The following is an 18,350-nucleotide window of genomic DNA, read 5'->3' on the forward strand; positions in this document are numbered from 1 at the left end:
ATGTCACCGCTCTTGGCGGCCCAGCCGAGCAGCGCGCCCAGGACGAGGCCGAGCAGGATCTGGGCCCAGAAGGGGACTTGGGGGATCGGCGTACGGGAGGACCGGGGCGCCTTCGGGGACGCGGGGGTCTTCTCGGCGGGCGGGGCCATGCGAGCACACTCCTGTGACTGGAACACCTCCCAGCGGCGGCTGGGGGACGGGAAGTTGGGGAGGGTGGGGACTCCGGGGCGGGCGGTGGGGGTCAGCCCAGTTCGAGGGTGGTGGTGGCGAACACCCGGTGGGCGTGGGTCTCGGGGACGGGGCCGGTGTACATCCGTACGGTGTGGAACTGCGGCACCAGACCGCGGGAGGTGAGCAGGGCGGCGGAGGCCGTCCGCGGCTCGGGGATGTCCAGGGAGACCTCGTCGTCGGGGCCGAGGTGGGCGGTGAGGCTGTCGAAGAGGGCCTCGGCGTCCTCGGGGGTGTCGGCGAAGAGGGGGCCGATGCGGTAGCCGCGGCCCGCCGGGCGCAGTACTCCGTAGCCGGTGATCTCGCCTTCGGCCAGGCGGGCGTAGGCGATCCGGTCGGGGGTGGTCAGCCAGCGGTGCACGAAGGCGGAGCGGTCGGCGGGGAAGCACTCCTGGTCGTAGGCGGCCAGGGCGGCGTGGTGGTCGGCGGTGACGCGTACGGTGCCGGCGGCGGTGTCCGTGGCGGCGGAAGGGGCGGCACTCGCCTCCGTGGCGGCCGGGCGCTGGGGGCGGCCCCCGTAGTGGACGGTGTTGTGGGCCGCCTTGAAGCCGTTCTTCTCGTAGTTGGCCTGCTGGGCGGGCATCGCGTCCAGGGCGACGGTGCGCGAGCCGGCGTGCGGGAAGGCCGCCTGCCAGGTCGCGTGGCCGTATCCCTTGCCGCGGTAGGCGGGGTCGGTGAGGTAGTGGCCCAGTACTGCGTATTCGGGCGAGTAGTTGACGATGGAGACGGCGGCGACCGGGCGCTCGCCGAGGCGGCCGATGAAGAAGCCGGACGGGTCGGTGGGGTGGAAGCAGGCGACATCGCCGCGGCCGACGTTCCAGCCTTCGCCGTCGGCCCACTGCGCCACCTCGTACCACTCGTCCAATGTGGCGGTGGAGACGGTGAATCGGTCGGCGGGGGGCGTCGCGTTCATGGGGAATTCCTTAGAGAGCACGGGTACGGGGGAAGGTGCGGATCACAGGCCCAGCGAGCGGCCGATCAGTTCCTTCATGATTTCGGTGGTGCCGCCGTAGATGGTCTGTACGCGGCTGTTGGCCCAGTCCTTGGAGATCGGGCTCTCCTTCAAGTAGCCGTATCCGCCGTACAGTTGCAGGGCGCGATTGGCCACCTCGACCTGGAGTTCCGTACTCCACCACTTGACCTTGGCGGCGCCGGGCACGGTCAGTCGTCCGGCGTTGAGTTCCGTGATGCAGTGGTCGAGGAACACCCGGGCGATGGTGATTTCGGTGTCCATCGTGGCGAGCTGGAATTTGTTGTGCTGGAAGCTGCCGATGGACTGGCCGAACGCCTGGCGGTCGCGGGCGTACTGGAGGACGTCGGCGAGCATGCGCTCGGCGGAGGCGACGGCCACGGTGGCGATGCTCAGGCGCTCGCGCGGCAGGCCCGACATGAGGTAGGCCATGCCGAGGTTTTCCCTGCCGATCAGGTTGGCGGCCGGGACGCGGCAGTCGTCGAAGAACAGCTCGCAGGTGTCGCTGGCCTGCCAGCCCAGCTTCTCCATCCGCTTGCCGCGGGAGAATCCGGGCGCTCCGCGCTCGACGACGATCAGGCTGATGCCCTGCCCGCCGCGCGGGTTGGGGGTCTTGGCGGCCACGACCACGACGTCGGAGTTCTCGCCGTTGGTGATGAAGGTCTTCTGGCCGTTGAGGACGTAGGAGTCGCCCTCGCGTACGGCGGTGGTGCGGATATCGGCGACATTGGAGCCCGCGTCCGGCTCGCTCATCGCGATGGCGGCGATGTGCTCGCCCGAGCACAGGCCAGGCAGCCAGCGCTCGCGCTGTTCGGGGGTGGCGCGCTCGTACAGATAGGAGGCGACCACGTCGTTGTGGGCGACGAATCCGGGGGCGGTGACCCCGGCCTTGATCAGCTCGTCGGCGAATATCGCGTGGTAGCGGAAGTCCGGTTCGCCGCCGCCGCCGTATTCGACCGGGACGCCGACGCCCAGCAGACCGGCGGCGCCGGCCTTCCGCCACAGTTCGCGGTCGACGATGCCGTCCTTTTCCCACTGGTCGTGGTACGGGACCGCCTCGCGGGCCAGGAAATCGCGGCACAGGTTACGGAAGTCCTCGTGCTGCGGCTCGTATTGCTCGTTCGCCATGTCACGGCTCTCTTTTGCTTCAAAGGGCCCCGTAAGCCGCGGGTACGGCGTTACGGGGCACACATCGGTGCGGTGGGAAAGGGGAAAGGGGCCGGCCGCCCACAGGGCTAGGCGGCGACGCCCGGCCACAGGTCCTCGGCCGCGAGGGCGAGGACCTGCTCCGGCTGCTGCACGGCCGCGAAGTGCCCGCCGGGGATCGCGACACGGCGGCTGGCGGCACTGCTGTGCCGCGACCACTGCCACACCTGGTCGGGGGTGGCGTGGGCGTCGTCCTCGGCGGCGACCAGCGTGAGCGGGTAGTCGACGCGCAGCGACGCGGCCTGGTGGAACTGCAGCTTGATCGCGTAGTCCTCGCGCATCAGCTGGACCAGGAGCTTGGCCATCGTCTCGTTGGACAGCAGGGCGGGTGCCGTGCCGCCGTCCGCGACGATCTTTTCCAGGAGTTCCCGGTCGGTGAAGTGCGCGGTGTTGTCCGCTGTCTGGAGGTGCGGGGGCAGCGCCGCGGAGAGTACGGCCGCGGCGGGCGCCTCCCCCATGGTGCGGGCCACGGCGGCGCCCACGGCCAGGCTCATCGTCGCGCCGAAGCTGTGCCCGAAGGTCGCGTACCGCACGTCCGGCTGCCGCTGCCGGGCCTTGTGCAGGTCGGCGATGACGAAGTCGGCCATGGAGTCGACCAGTTGGGAGAAGTCGCCGGTCTTGGGCTCCCGCAGGCGGGGGCCGCGCCCCGGCTGGTCGACGCCGACCAGCTGGAGCGGGAGTCCGTCCGGGGCCTTCCAGGAGCGGTACGCCAGGGAGGAGGCGCCGGCATGGGCGAAGAGGTAGAGCCGTACCGGCGGCTGCGAGGAGAACTGCACGGCGCTCAGCCCTCCTTGGCCTGGCTGGAGATGCGCTCGGCGAGCATGAGCGTGGTCATGTTCGTCGGCACGCTGGGGATGGCGGGGAAGACGGAGGCGTCGACGATGCGCAGGTTCTCGATGCCGTGGACGCGGCAGTCCTGGTCGACGACGGCCATCGGGTCACCGGCCGGGCCCATCTTGGCCGAACCGGTCGCGTGCCAGCCGGGGTTCATGATGTTGCGGACGCCGTTGCGCAGCACGGTGTCGTTGCCGATCATGCGGTCGGTCCAGAACTGGGTGCGGTCCATCCGGTCGGCGATGTCGCAGGAGCGCAGGATGCCCCAGGCCTTGCGGACCCCGTGCATCAGGCGGTCCACGTCCGCCTCTTCGGTGCCCAGCCCCAGCTCGATGACGGGCGCGCGGTGCGGGTCGGCGTCCTCGATGAAGACGCGGCCGGTGGACTCCGGGCGCAGCAGCATGATGGAGATGCCCACGACCATGGGCCAGCCCAGGCGGTCGACGAAGCCGGGGATGGTGGTGGCCTCGACGTTGTTGAGCAGGCCGATCTGTACGTCGACATCGTCGTCGTAACCGCTGGACATCCGGGCGGCGACCTGCCGCCAGGGCAGCCCCGGCTCGCACACGCCGGGCTTGGGCAGCGACCAGATGACCACGGAGGGGTGGTCGGCCAGGTTCTCGCCGACGCCGGGCAGGTCCACGACGGGGGTGATGCCCAGGGCCCGGGACAGCTCGGCACTGCCGACGCCGGAGCGCTGGAGGATGACCGGGGTGCCGATGGCGCCCGCGCTGAGCACGATGTTCTCGGCGCGTACGGTCTCGGTGCCGCCGTCCTGGAGCAGTTCGACGCCGACCGCACGCCGCCCCTCGAAGAGGACGCGGGTCACCCGGGAGCCGGTGCGCACCTGGAGGTTGGGCAGCTGCCGGGCCGCGGTGAGGTAGGCACTGGCCGCGTCCACCCGCTCGCCGTCCACGGCGTTGGCCGGTACGGGGCCGACTCCGGCCTCACCGCCGCCGTTGAGGTCCGGCAGGTCGTCCAGGCCCAGGCTGTTGCACTCCTTCCAAAAGGCGACCTCCAGCTCGTGCAGCTGCCCGGGGCCCGGCCTGCGGATGGGCAGCGGACCGCGGTCGCCGTGCGGGCCCTCGGGGTAGTCGGCGTCGTTCTCCAGCTGCTGGTAGTAGGGCAGCACGTCCTTGAAGGACCAGTCGGGGTTGCCGTGCGCCACCCAGGCGTCGAAGTCCCGCGGCAGGCCGCGCATGGCGATGGCACCGTTGACGGCGGAGGAGCCGCCGACGACCTTGCCGAGCTGGTAGGGGAAGCGGGTCCACAGGGCCCGGGAGCGGCGCGCGTCGGAGGCGGGGACCTCCTTCTCCTCGGCGCCGGCCTGCGGGTTCAGCAGGTCCGCGAGCCGGTCGCTGGAGCGCAGGTTGGCGCGGTAGTCCCAGTTGTAGCCCTCCAGGATCAGCCGGCTGGCGTCCCGCAGCGGGTTGTCCTGCGCCTCGGCGGACGGCTGGTCGGCGCCTGCCTCAAGGAGCAGTACGCGCTGGGTGCCGTCGGCCGCGAGGCGGGAGGCCATCACGGACCCGGCCGATCCGGCGCCGATGACGATGTGGTCCCACACGGTGTCGGTGGTGGTGTTCTGCTCGGTCATGCCGCCAGCTCCTTGGTGGACTCGACGATCTCGGCGAAGGTCGCGATGGTCGCGTTCATGAACAGGGCCTCGATGACTTCCTGTTCGGCGGCGGAGTCGATGCCGAACTCGGCGCGCAGGTGGCTGATGATGCCGACGGCGTGCAGCGAGTCGCCGCCGACGTCGAAGAAGCCGTCCTCGATGCCGAAGTCGCCGTGGCCCAGCTGCTCGGTCCACAGGGCCAGCAGCCGCTCCTCGGTGGCGCTCCTGGGGGCCGTACGGTCCGCGGGCTCGCTGTCCTGGCTCCAGGGCGAGGGCAGCGCCGCGCGGTCGATCTTCCCGTTGGGGGTCAGGGGCAGCGCGTCCAGGGCGAGGTAGTGCGTGGGCACCATGTAGCTCGGCAGCAGGTCCTCCACGGCCGTGCGCAGCACCTTGGGCTCCAGGGCGCCGGGCTCCTCGGGCACCAGGTAGGCGGTGATCTGCCGCTGTCCGGTACGGGGGTGGGCGGGGGCGGTGACCATCACCGTGCGCACACCGGGCTGCCGGGCCAGGGCGGCCTCGATCTCGCCGAGTTCGACCCGGTAGCCGTTGATCTTCACCTGGAAGTCCTCGCGGCCCAGGATCTCGATGTCGCCGCCGGGCAGGTAGCGGCCCAAGTCGCCGGTGCGGTACAGCCGTTCGCCGGTTGCCGGGTGCACGATGAACCGCTCGGCCGTGCGCTGCTCGTCGCCCCAGTAGCCCTGGGCGACGCCGGTGCCGCCGATGAAGATGTCACCCGTCACCCCGGTCGGGGACGGCTCAAGCCACTTGTTGTAGACGTGCAGCGTCTGGTTGGCCAGCGGCTTGCCGTACGGAATGCTCGACCACTGCTCGGGCACCTCGCCGATCGGGTAGCACACCGACCAGATCGAGCCCTCGGTGGCGCCGCCCAGGCTGATCACCCGCATCCCGGGCACCTGCGCGCGGGCCTGGTCCGGCAGGTCGACGGGGATCCAGTCGCCGCTGAGCAGGGCCAGGCGCAGGCTCGCGCCGTGCGCGCGCTCGCCGCCGGCCTCGCCGAGCGACTCGATCCACATCCGCAGCGGCGCGGGCACGCTGTTCCAGATGGTGATGGAGTGCCGGTCGATCAGCTCGGTCCAGTACGCGACGTCCGTGCTGCGGGCGGGCTCGGGCACGACGACGGTGCCGCCCGCGCCCAGGACGCCGAACAGGTCGTACACGGACAGGTCGAAGCCGGTCGGGGCCAGCGCCAGCACGCGGTCCTGCTCGTCGACCTCGAAGCGCCGGTTGATGTCCTGGACGGTGTTGGCGGCGCTGCGGTGCGAGATCATCACGCCCTTGGGCTCGCCGGTGGAGCCCGAAGTGAAGATCACGTACGCGAGGTCGTCGAGACCCTGGCGGGACTCCAGCGGCTCGGCGCTGCGCCCGGCGGTGGCGGCCTCGTCCACGGCGACCACGTCGATGTCCGCGGGCCAGATCAGCCCGTCGCGCAGCTGCGCCTCGGTGACCACGGCCTTGGCGCGGCACTGGCGCAGCAGCTTGTGGCGGCGCTCCTCGGGGAGTTCGGGGTCGATGGAGACATAGGCGGCGCCCGCGTGCAGCACACCCAGCAGCGCGGAGATCTGGGCGGCGCCCGGCCGCATCGACACCGCGACGATCGAGTTGGGCTCGGCGCCGCAGCTCTCCCGCAGCCGGCGCGCGACGCGGTGCGCGTCCTCGGTCAGCTGCCGGTAGGTGCACTCGGCGCCGTCGGAGACGACGGCCACCGCGTCCGGGCGGCGCACGGCGGCCTCGGCGACCAGCTCGTGCAGCCTGCGCTCGGGAAGGTCCAGCGCCGTGGCGTTGGCCTGCGCCCGCTCGTCGGCCTGCTCCTCGGGCAGCGGTACGACACCGCCGGTGCGGCCCCACAGCGTCTCGTCGTCGATCAGGTCGTTCAGCAGCGTCCGGTACGCGTCGAACATCGCGTCCAGGGTGCCCGCGGGGAACAGCTCCTCCACCGCGTTCCAGTTGATGGAGAGGCTGCCGCCCTCCTCGAAGATCTGGTTCTCCAGCCAGACCTGCGGCGTCTGGCTGGCGCCGTGCACCAGCTCGCCGAAGGCGCTCAGCGCATCGCCCTTGGTGTCGGCGCCCAGCGTGCTGGAGAAGACCACGGGCATCGCGACGCTGCGGCCGTCGCCCTGGCGGCGGGTGAGCTCGCGCAGGACCCGGATGCCGCTGAAGGTCGAGTGGGCCAGGTCGCCGAGCATCTGGCGCTGGACGCCGATGGCGCGCTCGACGAAGGACTCCGGTGCGCTGCCGGTGACGGCCAGCAGGCTCGGGGAGAGGAAGTCACCCATGATCTGGTCGACCTGCGGGTGCAGCGGAAGCCGGTTCAGGGAGGTGAGGGTGACGGTGAAGTCCTGGCGCTTGGACCAGGTGCGCAGCACCTCGGCGTACGCGGCGAGCAGCAGCGCCGAAGGGGTCAGACCGCGGCGTGCGGCCGCCTCGGTCAGGGCCGCCGAGCGCTCCTGGCTCAGCACCGCGCGGCGCCGTACGAAGGAGGGGACGCCGATCTGCTCGGGCGCGGTGGCCAGCGGGAGGTCGGGGGCCGGCGGCAGCTCGTCCAGGCGCGCCTGCCAGTACGCGGCGGCGCGGGTGCCGACGGGGCCGCTGTGCAGCTCCTCCTCGGCCAGGACGTAGTCGCGGAAGGACAGCTCCAGCGGCGCGGGCGTCCAGAACGGGTCGTCGTAGAAGTGCCGCCACTCGTTGAGCAGCAGGAAGAAGCTGCGCGCGTCCAGCATCAAGAGGTCCAGGCTCAGGTGCAGACGCACCGTGTCCTCGGGCAGGACGCTGGCGCGGATGTCGAACAGCGGCCACCGGTCGGTGGGCAGGACCTGCGCGTCGAGTTCGGCGCGGATCTGCTCCAGCGTGTGCGCCCGCTCCTGCTCGCCCGCCGCGCGCAGGTCGGTGACGGCGATCTCGTACGCCGGCACCTCCGGCAGGACGCGCTGGCTGCCGTCGGTGTCGACGACGGCGCGGAGCATGTCGTGCCGGTCGATGACCTTGCGCAGCGCCTCGTTCAGGCGCGCCACGTCCAGGCCCTTGCCGTCGAACTCGAAGGAGAAGTGGCTGGAGACCCCGCCCAGTTCGAGGCCCTTGTGGCGGCCGATCAGGTACGCCTGCTGGATGTCGGTGAGCGGGAAGGCGTCGTGGCGCGAGGCGTTCTGCGGGGTGATGCGCGGCAGGTCCCGCGGGTGCGGGGTGCCGCGGAGCAGGGCGATCAGCCGGTCGTGGTGCTCGGCGATGGCGTCGCGCAGCTCCACCGTGAGGGCGCCGTCGGGATCCTCGACGCCGAGGCCGTCGCTGTCGAGGCGAAGGTTGACACGACGATTCATCAACTCGACAAGAAGGTCTTCCATAATGTCCAGGACTCTCTTCAGTACGTCGCGGTGCTCGGGTCTCATGGCCGCGATACGGGTGAATGGGCGCTGGGGCCTTTCCTGATTCCAACCTAGGAACGGCGCTCCGCGGGCTCAATACGGTGGCACCACAGGGCCGACCGTAGGATCACCGAAGCACCACCGAAGGACTGGGATCTGCGGTGCTCATCGGTCTGGACGGCGGGGAATTGGGCCGCTACGTTGACTGGCGTACGGCAGTCGCCGGCAGTTCACCGCCCGCTTCGACGGGACGGACTTCTCAGCGAACTCGCATATATTCGGCGGCCGTTACCCAAGACCCGTGGTTCGTCCCGTATTTCAGCGGGTCCGAACCGTGCGAATGATTGGTCCCCATGGAAAAGCAGACTCCTTTGCCGGCGAGCGGGAAACGCATTCTTGTCGCCGCCACCGGTTCGGTCGCGGTGACCACGCTTCCGACGTATCTCACCGCCATGCGCGAGCAGCTAGGCGGCACCTACACGGTGCTGATGACGCACACCGCGGCCAGTTTCCTGCCGCCGGAGACGGTGGGGCTGTTCGCCGAGCGGGTGGTCAGCGGGGAATCGCCGTCCGACTGGCCGACCGACAAGCCGTCCCGGCTGACCGGCGACCACGACATCCTCGTCGTGCTGCCGGCCACCGCCAACACGCTGTCCATCGCGGCCAACGGCGCGGCCCCCAACCGCCTGGGGACCATCATTCTCGCCGCCACCTTCCCGGTCGTCTTCTTCCCGGTGATGGGCGCGAGCATGTGGAACAAGCCCGCGGTCCGGCGCAATGTCGAGCAGATCCGCGAGGACGGCCACCACCTTCCCGAGCCGGTCTGGCACGACAGCTACGACATCGTCTCGGGCGGCTATTCGCACCACCCCTCGCTGCCCGAGCCCGGGCACGTGGCAAAAATCGTCGGCGAACTGCTTTCCGCACAGGGGGAGAAATGACCACGCACGCATCGCCTATCGAGGGCGTCACCATGCCGGAATCGGTTCCGACCATGTACGAGTGGGCCGGCGGCATCGAAGCGCTGGAACGGCTCACCGAGGAGTTCTACCGCACCGTCCGCGAGGACGAACTGCTCGCCCCGCTCTTCCAGTACATGACGGACGACCACCCGCAGCATGTCGCGATGTGGCTCGGTGAGGTCTTCGGCGGCCCCGCCGTCTACACCGCGGAGCGCGGCGGGTTCAAGCGCATGCTGAAGACCCACCGCGGCAAGGGAATTCAGCCCGAGCAGCGGGCCCGCTGGGTGAAGCTGATGATGGAGGCCGCCGACACGGTCGGGCTGCCCGCCGACCCGGAATTCCGGTCCGCTTTCATGGCGTACATCGAGTGGGGTTCGCGCCGGGCGATGGCCAATTCCCAGCCGGACGCGAAGCCGTCTCGGCGGGAGACGGTGCCGGTGTGGGGGTGGGGGCAGGCGCCGCCCGGGATGGCCTGACCGTTCTCCCTTCCCGGCCCGGCCCGAGCGTTCTGCTGGAAACGCGGTCATGACACCGCGGGCCGGTGGGGGCTGGTCGCGCCCACGCGGCGGAGCCGCATATCGCCACAGTCCCGCGCCCCTTACGGCGCGCCGAAGAAGTCCGAAGCACCCTGTGGGGCTTCGGACTTCTTCCGTATGAGCGGACCGACGTGCCTCCCTGCGGTCAGCGGCGGGTGCAGGCGCGCGCTGTGTGCACGGTGGTGGCGCTCCAGTAGTACGCGTCGGGGCGCCAGAGGATGCCCGCGCACGCGTCGTCGTCCAGCAGGCTCTCCAAGCTCGCGCGGTCCTCGGCGTCGAGGCGGTCGCCGGCCCGTTCGCGTACCCGCGTCAGGTAGGCGTGCAGCCGTTCGCGGGCCGCAACGCCCAGCGGGGCCGGGTGGTCGGTGAGGAAGGTGCGCGTCCCGGTCGGTACGAGCCCGGCCCTGGCCAGCAGCGCGGGCCAGTCCTCCACCACGGCGACCGAGCCGGGCAGCCGCCGGCGCGCGTCGGTGAAGACGTCCTCCATGGCGGCGTCCAGCCGGGCCTGGAGCCCGGGGCGGCCCAGGCCGATGTCCCGGGGCAGGAAGCGCGGCGCCGGGCCGCGTTCGACGACGGCGAGCAGCCCGCCGCGGCGCAGCGAGGCGGCCAGGGCGCCCAGGGCCGCCTGCTGGTCGGCCAGCTGCTGGACCACGCCGTGCGTCCAGATGACGTCGGCGGGGCCCAGGGAGGCGAACTGGTCGGGCAGGACGGCCCGTTGGGTGGTGACGCGGGCGCGCAGCAGCTGCCGGTCCGCCCGTACGCGCACCTCTTCCAGCGCCGGTGCCGAGCGGTCGACGGCGACGACCTCGGCGGCGGGGAAGGCGCGGGCCAGCAGGCAGGTGGCCGCGCCGGGGCCGCTGCCCACGTCGAGCACCCGCAGGACCTCGGCGTCCCGCCCGTCGCCGGTGCGCAGCAGCTCCCGCAGCCAGCCGGTGGCCTGGTTCAGGAAGGGCGCGTCCGGTTCGGCTTCGTGGTCCGGCCGGGTGTCCAGTGCGGGGCCTTCACGGTCCCCGATGTCCTCTGGTGGCACGAGCGGCTCCTGTTCCTGGCGGGGAAGGGGCGGGCGGGGCGCGGCAGTTCAGCGCAGGTAGGCGGCCAAGGTGCGTTCCATCGCGGGCTTGGGGGCGGCGCCGACCCAGGTCTCGCGCCGCTCGCCGCCCGCGTAGACGGTGAAGGCCGGGATGGACGCGACGCCGTGCTCTGCGGCCAGTTCGGGCTCCTCGTCGACGTTGACCTTGACCACGTCCAGTGCGGCGGCGTGCTCTGCGGCCAGTTGCTCAACGACCGGGCTGACCTTGCGGCACGGCCCGCACCACTCCGCCCAGAACTGGATCAGTACGGGCCGGTCCGCCTGCAGGACGCGGCCGGCGAAGGTCGTGGCGGTGATGCTGTCTACGGCTGCGGTGGCCATGGTGCCGTTCTCCTTGTACGGAAGGCGAGTTGGGAAGGGCCGGGGCCCCGCACCCACGGGGGAGGTGCAGGGGCCCCGGCCCGGTTTCAGGGGGGACGTCAGACAGACGCCAGACAGACGCCGGAGGGACGTCAGTCGTCGGCGGAGGCGCGGCGGACCGCGACCGTGGCCGCGACGGCGGCGAGGAGGTAGACGGCCGCGCCGGCGCCGAAGGCCCAGGCGTAGCCGACGACGACATCGGCCTGCGTGGCCGCGACGGCCATCAGGGCGGCGAGGCCGACCGTGGGGCCCAGCTCCATGGCGGTGTTCATCACGCCGCCCGCCAGTCCCGCCTGGTGCGGCGGCACGTTCGTGGTGGTCAGCACCGCGGCTCCGGAGAAGATGAAGGAGGTGCCGGCGGGCAGCAGGATCAGGCCGGGCAGCAGGCCCAGCGCGAAGGAGCTGTCGGGGGCGATGCCGACCAGCAGCGCGAGCCCCAGGGCGCCGATCACCAGGCCCGCGACGGTGACCCGTACCGCGCCGAAGCGGCCGACGAGCGGCCCCGCGGCCCGGTTGGTGACGAGCAGCGCGACGGTGAAGGGCACGAACGCGCCCGCCGTGGCCAGCGAGGACCAGTCCCGCTGCTGCTGGAGGTAGAGGGAGAGCAGGAAGGTCACCAGGCCGGTGCCCGCGGAGGCGAGCAGGATGCCGACCAGGCCCACCAGGCGACGCGGCTCCAGGGCGAACCCGGGCGGCAGCAGCGGCTGGCCGACCCGGCGCTCGACCGCGAAGAACGCGCCCAGCAGCGCGATGCCGACGACGAGCGGCACGAGCACCTGCGCGGAGCCCCACCCGTAGTCGCCGCTGGCGATCAGGCCGTAGCTGCCGATGGAGATGCCGAGGGTGGCCAGCACCGCGCCGACGGGGTCGAGCCCGGGGCGGGCGCCCTGCGGTCCTTCCGCGGTGCCCGAGGGCAGCAGCCAGCGGGCCGCGGCCAGGCCGAGGAGGGAGACCAGGACGGGTACGGCGAACATCCAGCGCCAGGACACCCAGGTGGTGACCGCGCCGGAGGTGAGGGTGCCCACCGAGGCGCCGAGCACGGACACGCCGCCCCAGGTCGCCATCGCGCGGCCGAAGCGGGCCGGGTCGGGTATCGCGACCCGCAGCACCGCGAGCGCGGCGGGGGCTGCCATCGCCGCGCCGACGCCCTGGAAGAAGCGCACCGCCACCAGGCCGGCGAAGTTGGGCACCAGGGCCGCGGTCGCCGAGGCGAGGCCGAACACCGCAAGGCCGATCACGAACATCGGCTTGCCGCGGTAGCGGTCGGCCAGGCGTCCGCCGAAGAGCAGCAGTCCGCTGTACGGAAGCCCGTACGCGGCGTTGACCAGCACCAGTTCCGCCGGGCTGAGGCCGAACTCCCGCCCGATGTCGGGCAGCGGCACCGCGATCAGGGTGATGGTGAAGATCAGCGTGGCCTGGACGACGGCGAGCACCGCGAAGACGAGTCCGGTGCGGGGGGCCGGTCCTGCGTCGCTCTGCGCGCCGGTGGCGCCCGTCGTGAGCGGCGGTGCGGACTCGTCGGCGACGAGCTCTCCGGTGGAAGGGGGCATGGCGGTGTTCTCCTTGGAGGGCGACCGGGGTGGGTCGGTGAGGCGGCTGCGGCGTACTACCGCTGCGCGCCGGCGGCGGACAGCTCGTTCTCGCACTGACGGCTCTTGACGGCCAGCTCGATGTCTTCCTGCACCAGGTCGTGGTTGATGGCGAACGCGGCCGCCGAGCCCATGCCCGCGGTGCTGATCACCAGGGCCCGCGGGTCGACGACATTGCCGATGGCCCACACCCCGCGCACGCTGGTCAGGCCACTGCGGTCGGTGGTGACCCAGCCGCGCTCGTCGCGCTCGCAGCCCAGCCCGGCCAGCAGGCCGTCGTTGGGGATCATGCGCGGTACGACGAAGACGGTGCTGCGGGGGACGGCGTGGCCCTCGGCCAGCTCGACGCCGCGCAGCCGGTCCTCCTCCACGACCAATTGCTTGACCGTGCCCTCGACGATGTGCACGCCGCGGGCGGCCAGCCGCTCGCGGTCGTTCTCGCTCAGCTCCAGGGTGTGCGGGAACAGCACGACGTCGTCGGACCACTGGCGGATCAGCAACGCGTGGTCCACGGCGGCCGGCTGGGTGCCCAGCACGCCGATCGGCTCGTCGCGCACCTCGTAGCCGTGGCAGTACGGGCAGTGCAGCAGGTCCTTGCCCCAGCGCTCGCGCACACCGGGGATCTCGGGCAGCTCGTCGCGCAGGCCGGTGGCCACCACGACGCGGCGGGCGTCGAGCACCGGGCCGCCGGCGAGCCGGACGGTGAAGCCGTGCTCGACGCTCTCGACCTGACCCTCGATCACCTCCACGCCGTACCCGGCCAGTTCGGCGCGGCCGACCTCCAGCAGGGCCTTGGGGGACATGCCGTCCCGCGAGAGGAAGCCCTGCATGTGGGCGGCGGGCGCGTTGCGCGGCGCGCCGGAGTCGATGACGGCGACCCGGCGGCGGGCGCGGGCCAGGACCAGCGCCGCGTTCAGGCCGCCGGCGCCGCCGCCGATCACCACGACGTCGTACCGGGCGTCTTGCGTGGCTGAGTTCTGCATGTGCTGCCTCTTCTTCCTTGATGTGGTGCGACTCGATCTCGATGTGGTGCGACTCGGTGTGGTGCGACGCGGCGTGGTGCGATGCGGCTCACGCGGATCGCCGTCGGCGACCGCCTGTGTCCACAGGTTCTGGCCATCTTCCAGAATGAGCAACTTTTGTTGCCGTTTCCGGAACAGCCCTGTCCAATGGGGGTATGGAACATTCACTTGCGATCGCCCAGGTGCTCGACGAGGTCGGCCCGCGCCTCAAGCGGCTGCGCACCCAGCGCGGCGTCACGCTCGCGGCCCTGACCGAGGCCACCGGTATCTCCAAGAGCACCCTGTCCCGGCTGGAGTCCGGCCAGCGCCGCCCCAGCCTGGAGCTGCTGCTGCCCATCGCGCAGGCCCATCAGGTGCCGCTGGACGAACTGGTCGGCGCCCCCGAGGTCGGTGACCCGCGGGTGCGCATCACGCCCAAGGTCGTCAACGGCAACACCGTGCTGCCGCTGACCAAGCAGCCCGGGCCGATGCAGACCTTCAAGATGGTGCTCCCGGCCACCCGCAGCACGCCCAAGCTGTGCCATCACGAGGGGTACGAGTGGCTGTACGTCCTCTCGGGGCGGCTGCGGCTGGTGCTGGCCGACCGGGATCTGGTGCTGGGCCCGGGCGAGGCCGCCGAGTTCGAGACCCGGCTGCCGCACTGGTTCGGCAGCACCGGCGACGGCCCCGTGGAGGTGCTGAGCATCTTCGGCGGCCAGGGCGAGCGGATGCATGTGCGCGCCCAGCCCGACCGCGGGGACAAGCACGGACATTGACGCACCGTCAGACATGCTCGGGCCGCCGGACCTGCTGGGGCTCCCGGGGGCGGGGGACGGCACCGAGCCCTTCCAGGGCCGGGGCGCCGGGCTCCTCCTGCCGCTCGGGGAAGAACCTCACCAGCTCGCGGCGCCCGCCGATCCGCAACTTGCGGTAGGCGTGCGTCAGATGCGACTCGACGTTGCGCAGGCTCACGTGCAGCATCCGCGCGATGCCGCGGTTGCTCAGTCCCTGGGCGGCGAGCCGGGCGACCTGGCGCTCGGCGGGTGTCAGCAGTGACTCCACCGAGGCCTTGCGGGGGTCGGGCCGCCCGCCCGCGCCGCGCAGCGCCCGCTGCGCCAGCTGAACGAGGTCCTCGGCCCCCAGCGAGATGCCCATCTCATTGGCGCGGTGCAGCAGTTCGCGGGCGCGGACGCTGTCGCCGCCCTCCTGGTGCGCCTGCCCCGCCGCGTACAGGGCGCGGGCGAACAGCAGCGGGGCCTGCTGCGGTTCGAGGAGCTCCACGGCCCGTACGGCAGGCCCGGTCCGCTCGCCGCCCGAGGTGACCGACGCCAGCGCCGTCAGCGCCCGCCCCAGCGCGAACGGCGCGGCGAAGCGCCGGGCGCACTCGGCCTCCTCCTTGGCCAGCCGCCGGGCCGCGGGCAGATTGCCGGTACCGGCGTACAGCAGCGCCTTGGTCGAACGCCAGGGCAGGATCGCCGGGTTGGTCACCTCCCTGCGCCGCAGCTCCTTCTCGCAGTACGTGATCAGGCCGAAGGCCCGCTGCGTCTGGCCGAGGCGGCCCAGGGCGCGCGCTGCGCTGTGCATGAGGTGGATCCGCCACCAGGTCACCGCGTGGCTCGGCAGCGGAAGAACGGACTGAAGCAGCTCGCCGACCCGGTCCACCTGGTTCCTCTCCAGGGCGACGTCGATCAGCACGCTGCGGGCGAGCGCGCCCACGTGGTGCCGGTCGGCGCCGATGCCCTCAAGCAGCTCGGCGGCCTGCCCGGCATCCTCGCCGGCCGCCTCCAGCAGCCCGCGGTGCAGCTGGACCAGGCTCCGTACGGCCAGCGCCTCCGCGACGCGGGTGGCGCCCCCCTCGGCGCGGGCCAGCCCCACCTCCGCATCCAGGTGCCGCAGCGCCTCCTCGAAGCCGCCGGCCCACAGCAGGGCGAGCACCGCGTGGTACCACGAGGGCGAACCGTGCGCCGAGCGCGGCGTGGCCAGCAGGGTGTGGCACATCCGCCGCACCGCGGGCGCCGCCTCGCCCCTGGCCGTACGCAGCAGCACCAGCGACTCCAGCCGCTCCACGCCCGTCGGCACCCCGGCGCAGGTGCCGTCCTGGAGGCGTACGTGGGCCAGCAGCTCGCGCAGGCGGGCGGCGGCCGCCTCGTCGTGGCCCCGGACCCGCTCGTGGGCCCGCTCCAGCGCCTGGCGCGCCTTGAGGGGCTCGTCCAGGCGCAGCAGGAGGCCGGCCAGCAGCAGCGCCTCCTCGGCCCGCTCCCGGTGCCCGGCGACCCGCTCCACCAGCGCCGTCCGCACCCGCACCGCCTCCGACAGGTCCAGCTCGGTCAGCGCCCGGGCGCGCAGCCTCTCGGTCCGCAGCTCCAGCTCGTAGGCGGCCTCCTGCCCGTACCGCACGGCCCCGTCGCCCTCGTCGGCCCTGAGGACCTTGTCGATCAGCACCATGGCCTCCTCGGCGTCGCCGGGCAGCAGGTCCTGGGCGGCGTCCAGCAGCAGGTGCGCCATCCACGGCTCGTCCAGCCGGGCCGCCCGCAGCAGGTGCGGGGTGGTCTCGGCGCGGGCCGCGCCCCTGCGGTGGAGGCAGCGGGCGGTGAGCAGGTGCAGGTCGGCGCGGTGTGCGGCGGGGATGTCCGCGTACAGCAGGCGCGCCAGGATCGGGTGGCGGAAGGCCGGCTCCGTGCCGTGCAGCAGGCCCGATTCGGTCAGTACGCCGAGGGCGGCGGTCACCTCCGCCAGCGAGCTGCCGCACAGCTCGGCGGCGAGTTCGGGGTGCAGTGCGCGGCCCGCGACGCTCGCGGCGTAGGCGACGGGGACGGCGTTGGGGTCCAGGCGCTTGATGAAGCACAGCATCCGGTCCTTGACGGCGTGCATCCGCGCCATCAGCTCCGCCGACTCGTGCCCGGCGGGATGTTCCGGACCCGCACCCGGGTCCGTCAGCGCGGATGCGGCCAGGACCTGCTCGGTCAACAGGCCGGGATTTCCGCCGCTTTCGGCGATGAGCGGGCCAACGGGCCCCGGCACCCGCACGCCGAGCGAGGCCACCAGGTCGGAGGCGGCGCCCGCGGGCAGGTCGGGCAGGTGGATACGGCGCTCGGGGCGGATGCCCTCCATGAACTCCACCAGGAGGTGCTTGTCGCTGGCCGGTTCGCCGCGGCGCTTGCTGGCCAGCAGCACCACGGGCAGACCGTCGAGCCGACGGCTGAGGAAGCCCAGCCAGAGCAGGGACTGGGGGTCCACGCAGTGGATGCAGTCCACCGTGATCAGGAGGGGTCTGTGCTGGGCCACCTCGCTCAAGGCGGCTACGGAGTCGGCGAGTTGGCCGTAGTCGGGGAAGTCGTGGCCGATGCCCTGCGAGGGCTCTGCGGCCCGCTCGCGGGAGCGTTCCCCGACAAAGAGGCCCAGGTCGCGCCCCGCCCGGTCCAGGCCGTCGAGGATCTGGTGCATCACCCCCATCGAGAAGCGGCGTTCGGTGGGCGCCGCCGTGGCGGAGAGCACCAGCATCCCGCGCTGGCGGGCCATCTCCTCGCCCCAGCGCAGCATCGAGGTCTTGCCCGCCCCGATGATGCCCTCCACCAGGGCCGACGCCCCCGTCCCCGCCATCGCGGAATCGAGCATCTCCCCGATGATCCGCGCTTCTTCGGCCCGGCCGAACAGCTCCCTGGACACCGCGCTTCCCCTCCCACTCGGCACTTGACGCCCCTCGCCCGCCACCGTGCGCACCGCTCCCCGGGCAGGCGGACATACGCCCCCTCGGAGCGCACCCTCGCTTCACACCCCTGAAACAATACAGAACGCTCTCTATGTTTTCGAGGGCTGGAGCTGCCCGGCCGAGAAAAGCCCTCGGTCCGCCGCGTACCCGCGCGGCGCCGCGGCGGTCAGCCGGCCCGGCCGGAGACCCCCAGCAGGAGCAGCTGCCAGACGCGCTCCATCTCCGCCTCGGCGCGCCCGGACTCCGCCCCGGCCCCCGACTCCCGGGTGCTTACGCGCAGTTCCGCCCCCGCCATCAGATACGCGACCAGGGCCGTGACCCCCGCCGGATCGGCGGCCGGGTGCAGCTGCCCCTCCTCGCACGCCCGCGCCAGCAGCTCCCGCACCCGCGGCAGCCAGGCGTCCGTCCAGTCCGCCGCGCCGTCGTCCTGGCGCTCGCGCGCGAGCCGGGCGGCCGAGCGGACGAAGACGTCCTCGGCCAGCAGCCGGGTGAGCCCGACGGTCAGGTCGATGACCGAGCGCAGCGCGGGCGTCCTGGCCTGCGCCACCCGGTCCCGCAGCGCGGCGACGGCCGCCAGCCCCTGCGCCCTTACGGCGTCCGCCAGTTCGGCCTTGGTGGAGAAGTGGAAGGTCAGCGCCCCCATGGACACCTCGGCTGCCCGGCATATCCGGCCGAGCGAGGTGCCCTCGTACCCGTGGCGGTCGAACTCCGCCGCGGCGGCGCGCACGAGCGCCCCGCGGGTGCGCTCCGCCCTCTCCTGTTTCGCCATGGCCTCTCCGGATCGTCCTCAGCGGTGGCCGGCACAGCGGCTGCACCGGTGGGGAGGGCCAGCCTGCGCAGCCCAAGAGCGGTCTGACAACGGCGACTTAACGA

Annotated in this window: 14 protein-coding genes; 3 read left to right on the plus strand and 11 right to left on the minus strand. The window is 72.4% G+C overall.

The window, feature by feature from the left end:
• Window positions 1-241: 241 nt before the first annotated feature.
• The 5 genes from AC4IJH_RS16860 to AC4IJH_RS16880 form a co-directional block, all read right to left on the minus strand.
• Window positions 242-1,141 (minus strand): GNAT family N-acetyltransferase, encoded by a 900-nt coding sequence (locus AC4IJH_RS16860; protein ID WP_490852533.1) that lies wholly within the window; start codon window positions 1,139-1,141, stop codon window positions 242-244.
• A gap of 42 nt (window positions 1,142-1,183) precedes the next feature.
• Window positions 1,184-2,326: an acyl-CoA dehydrogenase family protein gene (locus tag AC4IJH_RS16865; RefSeq protein ID WP_490852534.1), complete on the minus strand. Its 1,143-nt coding sequence runs from the start codon at window positions 2,324-2,326 to the stop codon at window positions 1,184-1,186.
• A gap of 107 nt (window positions 2,327-2,433) precedes the next feature.
• Window positions 2,434-3,180: a thioesterase II family protein gene (locus tag AC4IJH_RS16870; RefSeq protein ID WP_490852535.1), complete on the minus strand. Its 747-nt coding sequence runs from the start codon at window positions 3,178-3,180 to the stop codon at window positions 2,434-2,436.
• A gap of 5 nt (window positions 3,181-3,185) precedes the next feature.
• On the minus strand, window positions 3,186-4,832 hold the full coding sequence (locus AC4IJH_RS16875) for a GMC family oxidoreductase (protein ID WP_490852536.1): 1,647 nt from the start codon (window positions 4,830-4,832) through the stop codon (window positions 3,186-3,188).
• Window positions 4,829-8,254, minus strand: a complete 3,426-nt coding sequence (locus AC4IJH_RS16880) for a non-ribosomal peptide synthetase (protein WP_490852537.1) — start codon at window positions 8,252-8,254, stop codon at window positions 4,829-4,831. Before AC4IJH_RS16880 ends, AC4IJH_RS16875 begins: the two co-directional genes overlap by 4 nt.
• 329 nt (window positions 8,255-8,583) lie before the next feature.
• Between AC4IJH_RS16880 and AC4IJH_RS16885 the strand changes: the two genes are divergently transcribed.
• Together AC4IJH_RS16885 and AC4IJH_RS16890 are read left to right on the plus strand one after the other, a co-directional pair.
• Window positions 8,584-9,171: a flavoprotein gene (locus tag AC4IJH_RS16885; RefSeq protein ID WP_490852538.1), complete on the plus strand. Its 588-nt coding sequence runs from the start codon at window positions 8,584-8,586 to the stop codon at window positions 9,169-9,171.
• Complete coding sequence (locus AC4IJH_RS16890; protein WP_490852539.1) at window positions 9,168-9,668, plus strand: group II truncated hemoglobin; 501 nt, start codon at window positions 9,168-9,170, stop codon at window positions 9,666-9,668. Before AC4IJH_RS16885 ends, AC4IJH_RS16890 begins: the two co-directional genes overlap by 4 nt.
• Window positions 9,669-9,873: 205 nt before the next feature.
• On the opposite strand, the gene AC4IJH_RS16895 is transcribed toward AC4IJH_RS16890, so the two are convergent.
• The 4 genes from AC4IJH_RS16895 to AC4IJH_RS16910 form a co-directional block, all read right to left on the minus strand.
• Window positions 9,874-10,758, minus strand: a complete 885-nt coding sequence (locus AC4IJH_RS16895) for a class I SAM-dependent methyltransferase (RefSeq protein ID WP_490852540.1) — start codon at window positions 10,756-10,758, stop codon at window positions 9,874-9,876.
• A 48-nt stretch (window positions 10,759-10,806) separates the two neighbouring features.
• Window positions 10,807-11,139: a thioredoxin gene (trxA, locus tag AC4IJH_RS16900; RefSeq protein ID WP_490852541.1), complete on the minus strand. Its 333-nt coding sequence runs from the start codon at window positions 11,137-11,139 to the stop codon at window positions 10,807-10,809.
• Window positions 11,140-11,270: 131 nt separating this feature from the next.
• The gene (locus tag AC4IJH_RS16905) at window positions 11,271-12,728 is read right to left on the minus strand and encodes an MFS transporter (RefSeq protein ID WP_490852542.1); all 1,458 of its coding nucleotides are present in this window, start codon (window positions 12,726-12,728) and stop codon (window positions 11,271-11,273) included.
• A 56-nt stretch (window positions 12,729-12,784) separates the two neighbouring features.
• Window positions 12,785-13,750 (minus strand): NAD(P)/FAD-dependent oxidoreductase, encoded by a 966-nt coding sequence (locus tag AC4IJH_RS16910; RefSeq protein ID WP_490852543.1) that lies wholly within the window; start codon window positions 13,748-13,750, stop codon window positions 12,785-12,787.
• 194 nt (window positions 13,751-13,944) lie between these two features.
• On the opposite strand from AC4IJH_RS16910, the gene AC4IJH_RS16915 reads away from it, so the two are divergent.
• Window positions 13,945-14,544: a helix-turn-helix domain-containing protein gene (locus tag AC4IJH_RS16915; RefSeq protein WP_490852544.1), complete on the plus strand. Its 600-nt coding sequence runs from the start codon at window positions 13,945-13,947 to the stop codon at window positions 14,542-14,544.
• A 7-nt stretch (window positions 14,545-14,551) separates the two neighbouring features.
• On the opposite strand, the gene AC4IJH_RS16920 is transcribed toward AC4IJH_RS16915, so the two are convergent.
• Both AC4IJH_RS16920 and AC4IJH_RS16925 read right to left on the minus strand, forming a co-directional pair.
• Complete coding sequence (locus tag AC4IJH_RS16920; RefSeq protein ID WP_490852545.1) at window positions 14,552-17,434, minus strand: BREX system ATP-binding domain-containing protein; 2,883 nt, start codon at window positions 17,432-17,434, stop codon at window positions 14,552-14,554.
• A 209-nt stretch (window positions 17,435-17,643) separates the two neighbouring features.
• Window positions 17,644-18,246 (minus strand): TetR family transcriptional regulator, encoded by a 603-nt coding sequence (locus AC4IJH_RS16925; RefSeq protein WP_490852546.1) that lies wholly within the window; start codon window positions 18,244-18,246, stop codon window positions 17,644-17,646.
• Window positions 18,247-18,350 lie beyond the last annotated feature (104 nt).

Source organism: Streptomyces sp. UF-297, assembly GCF_058245575.1.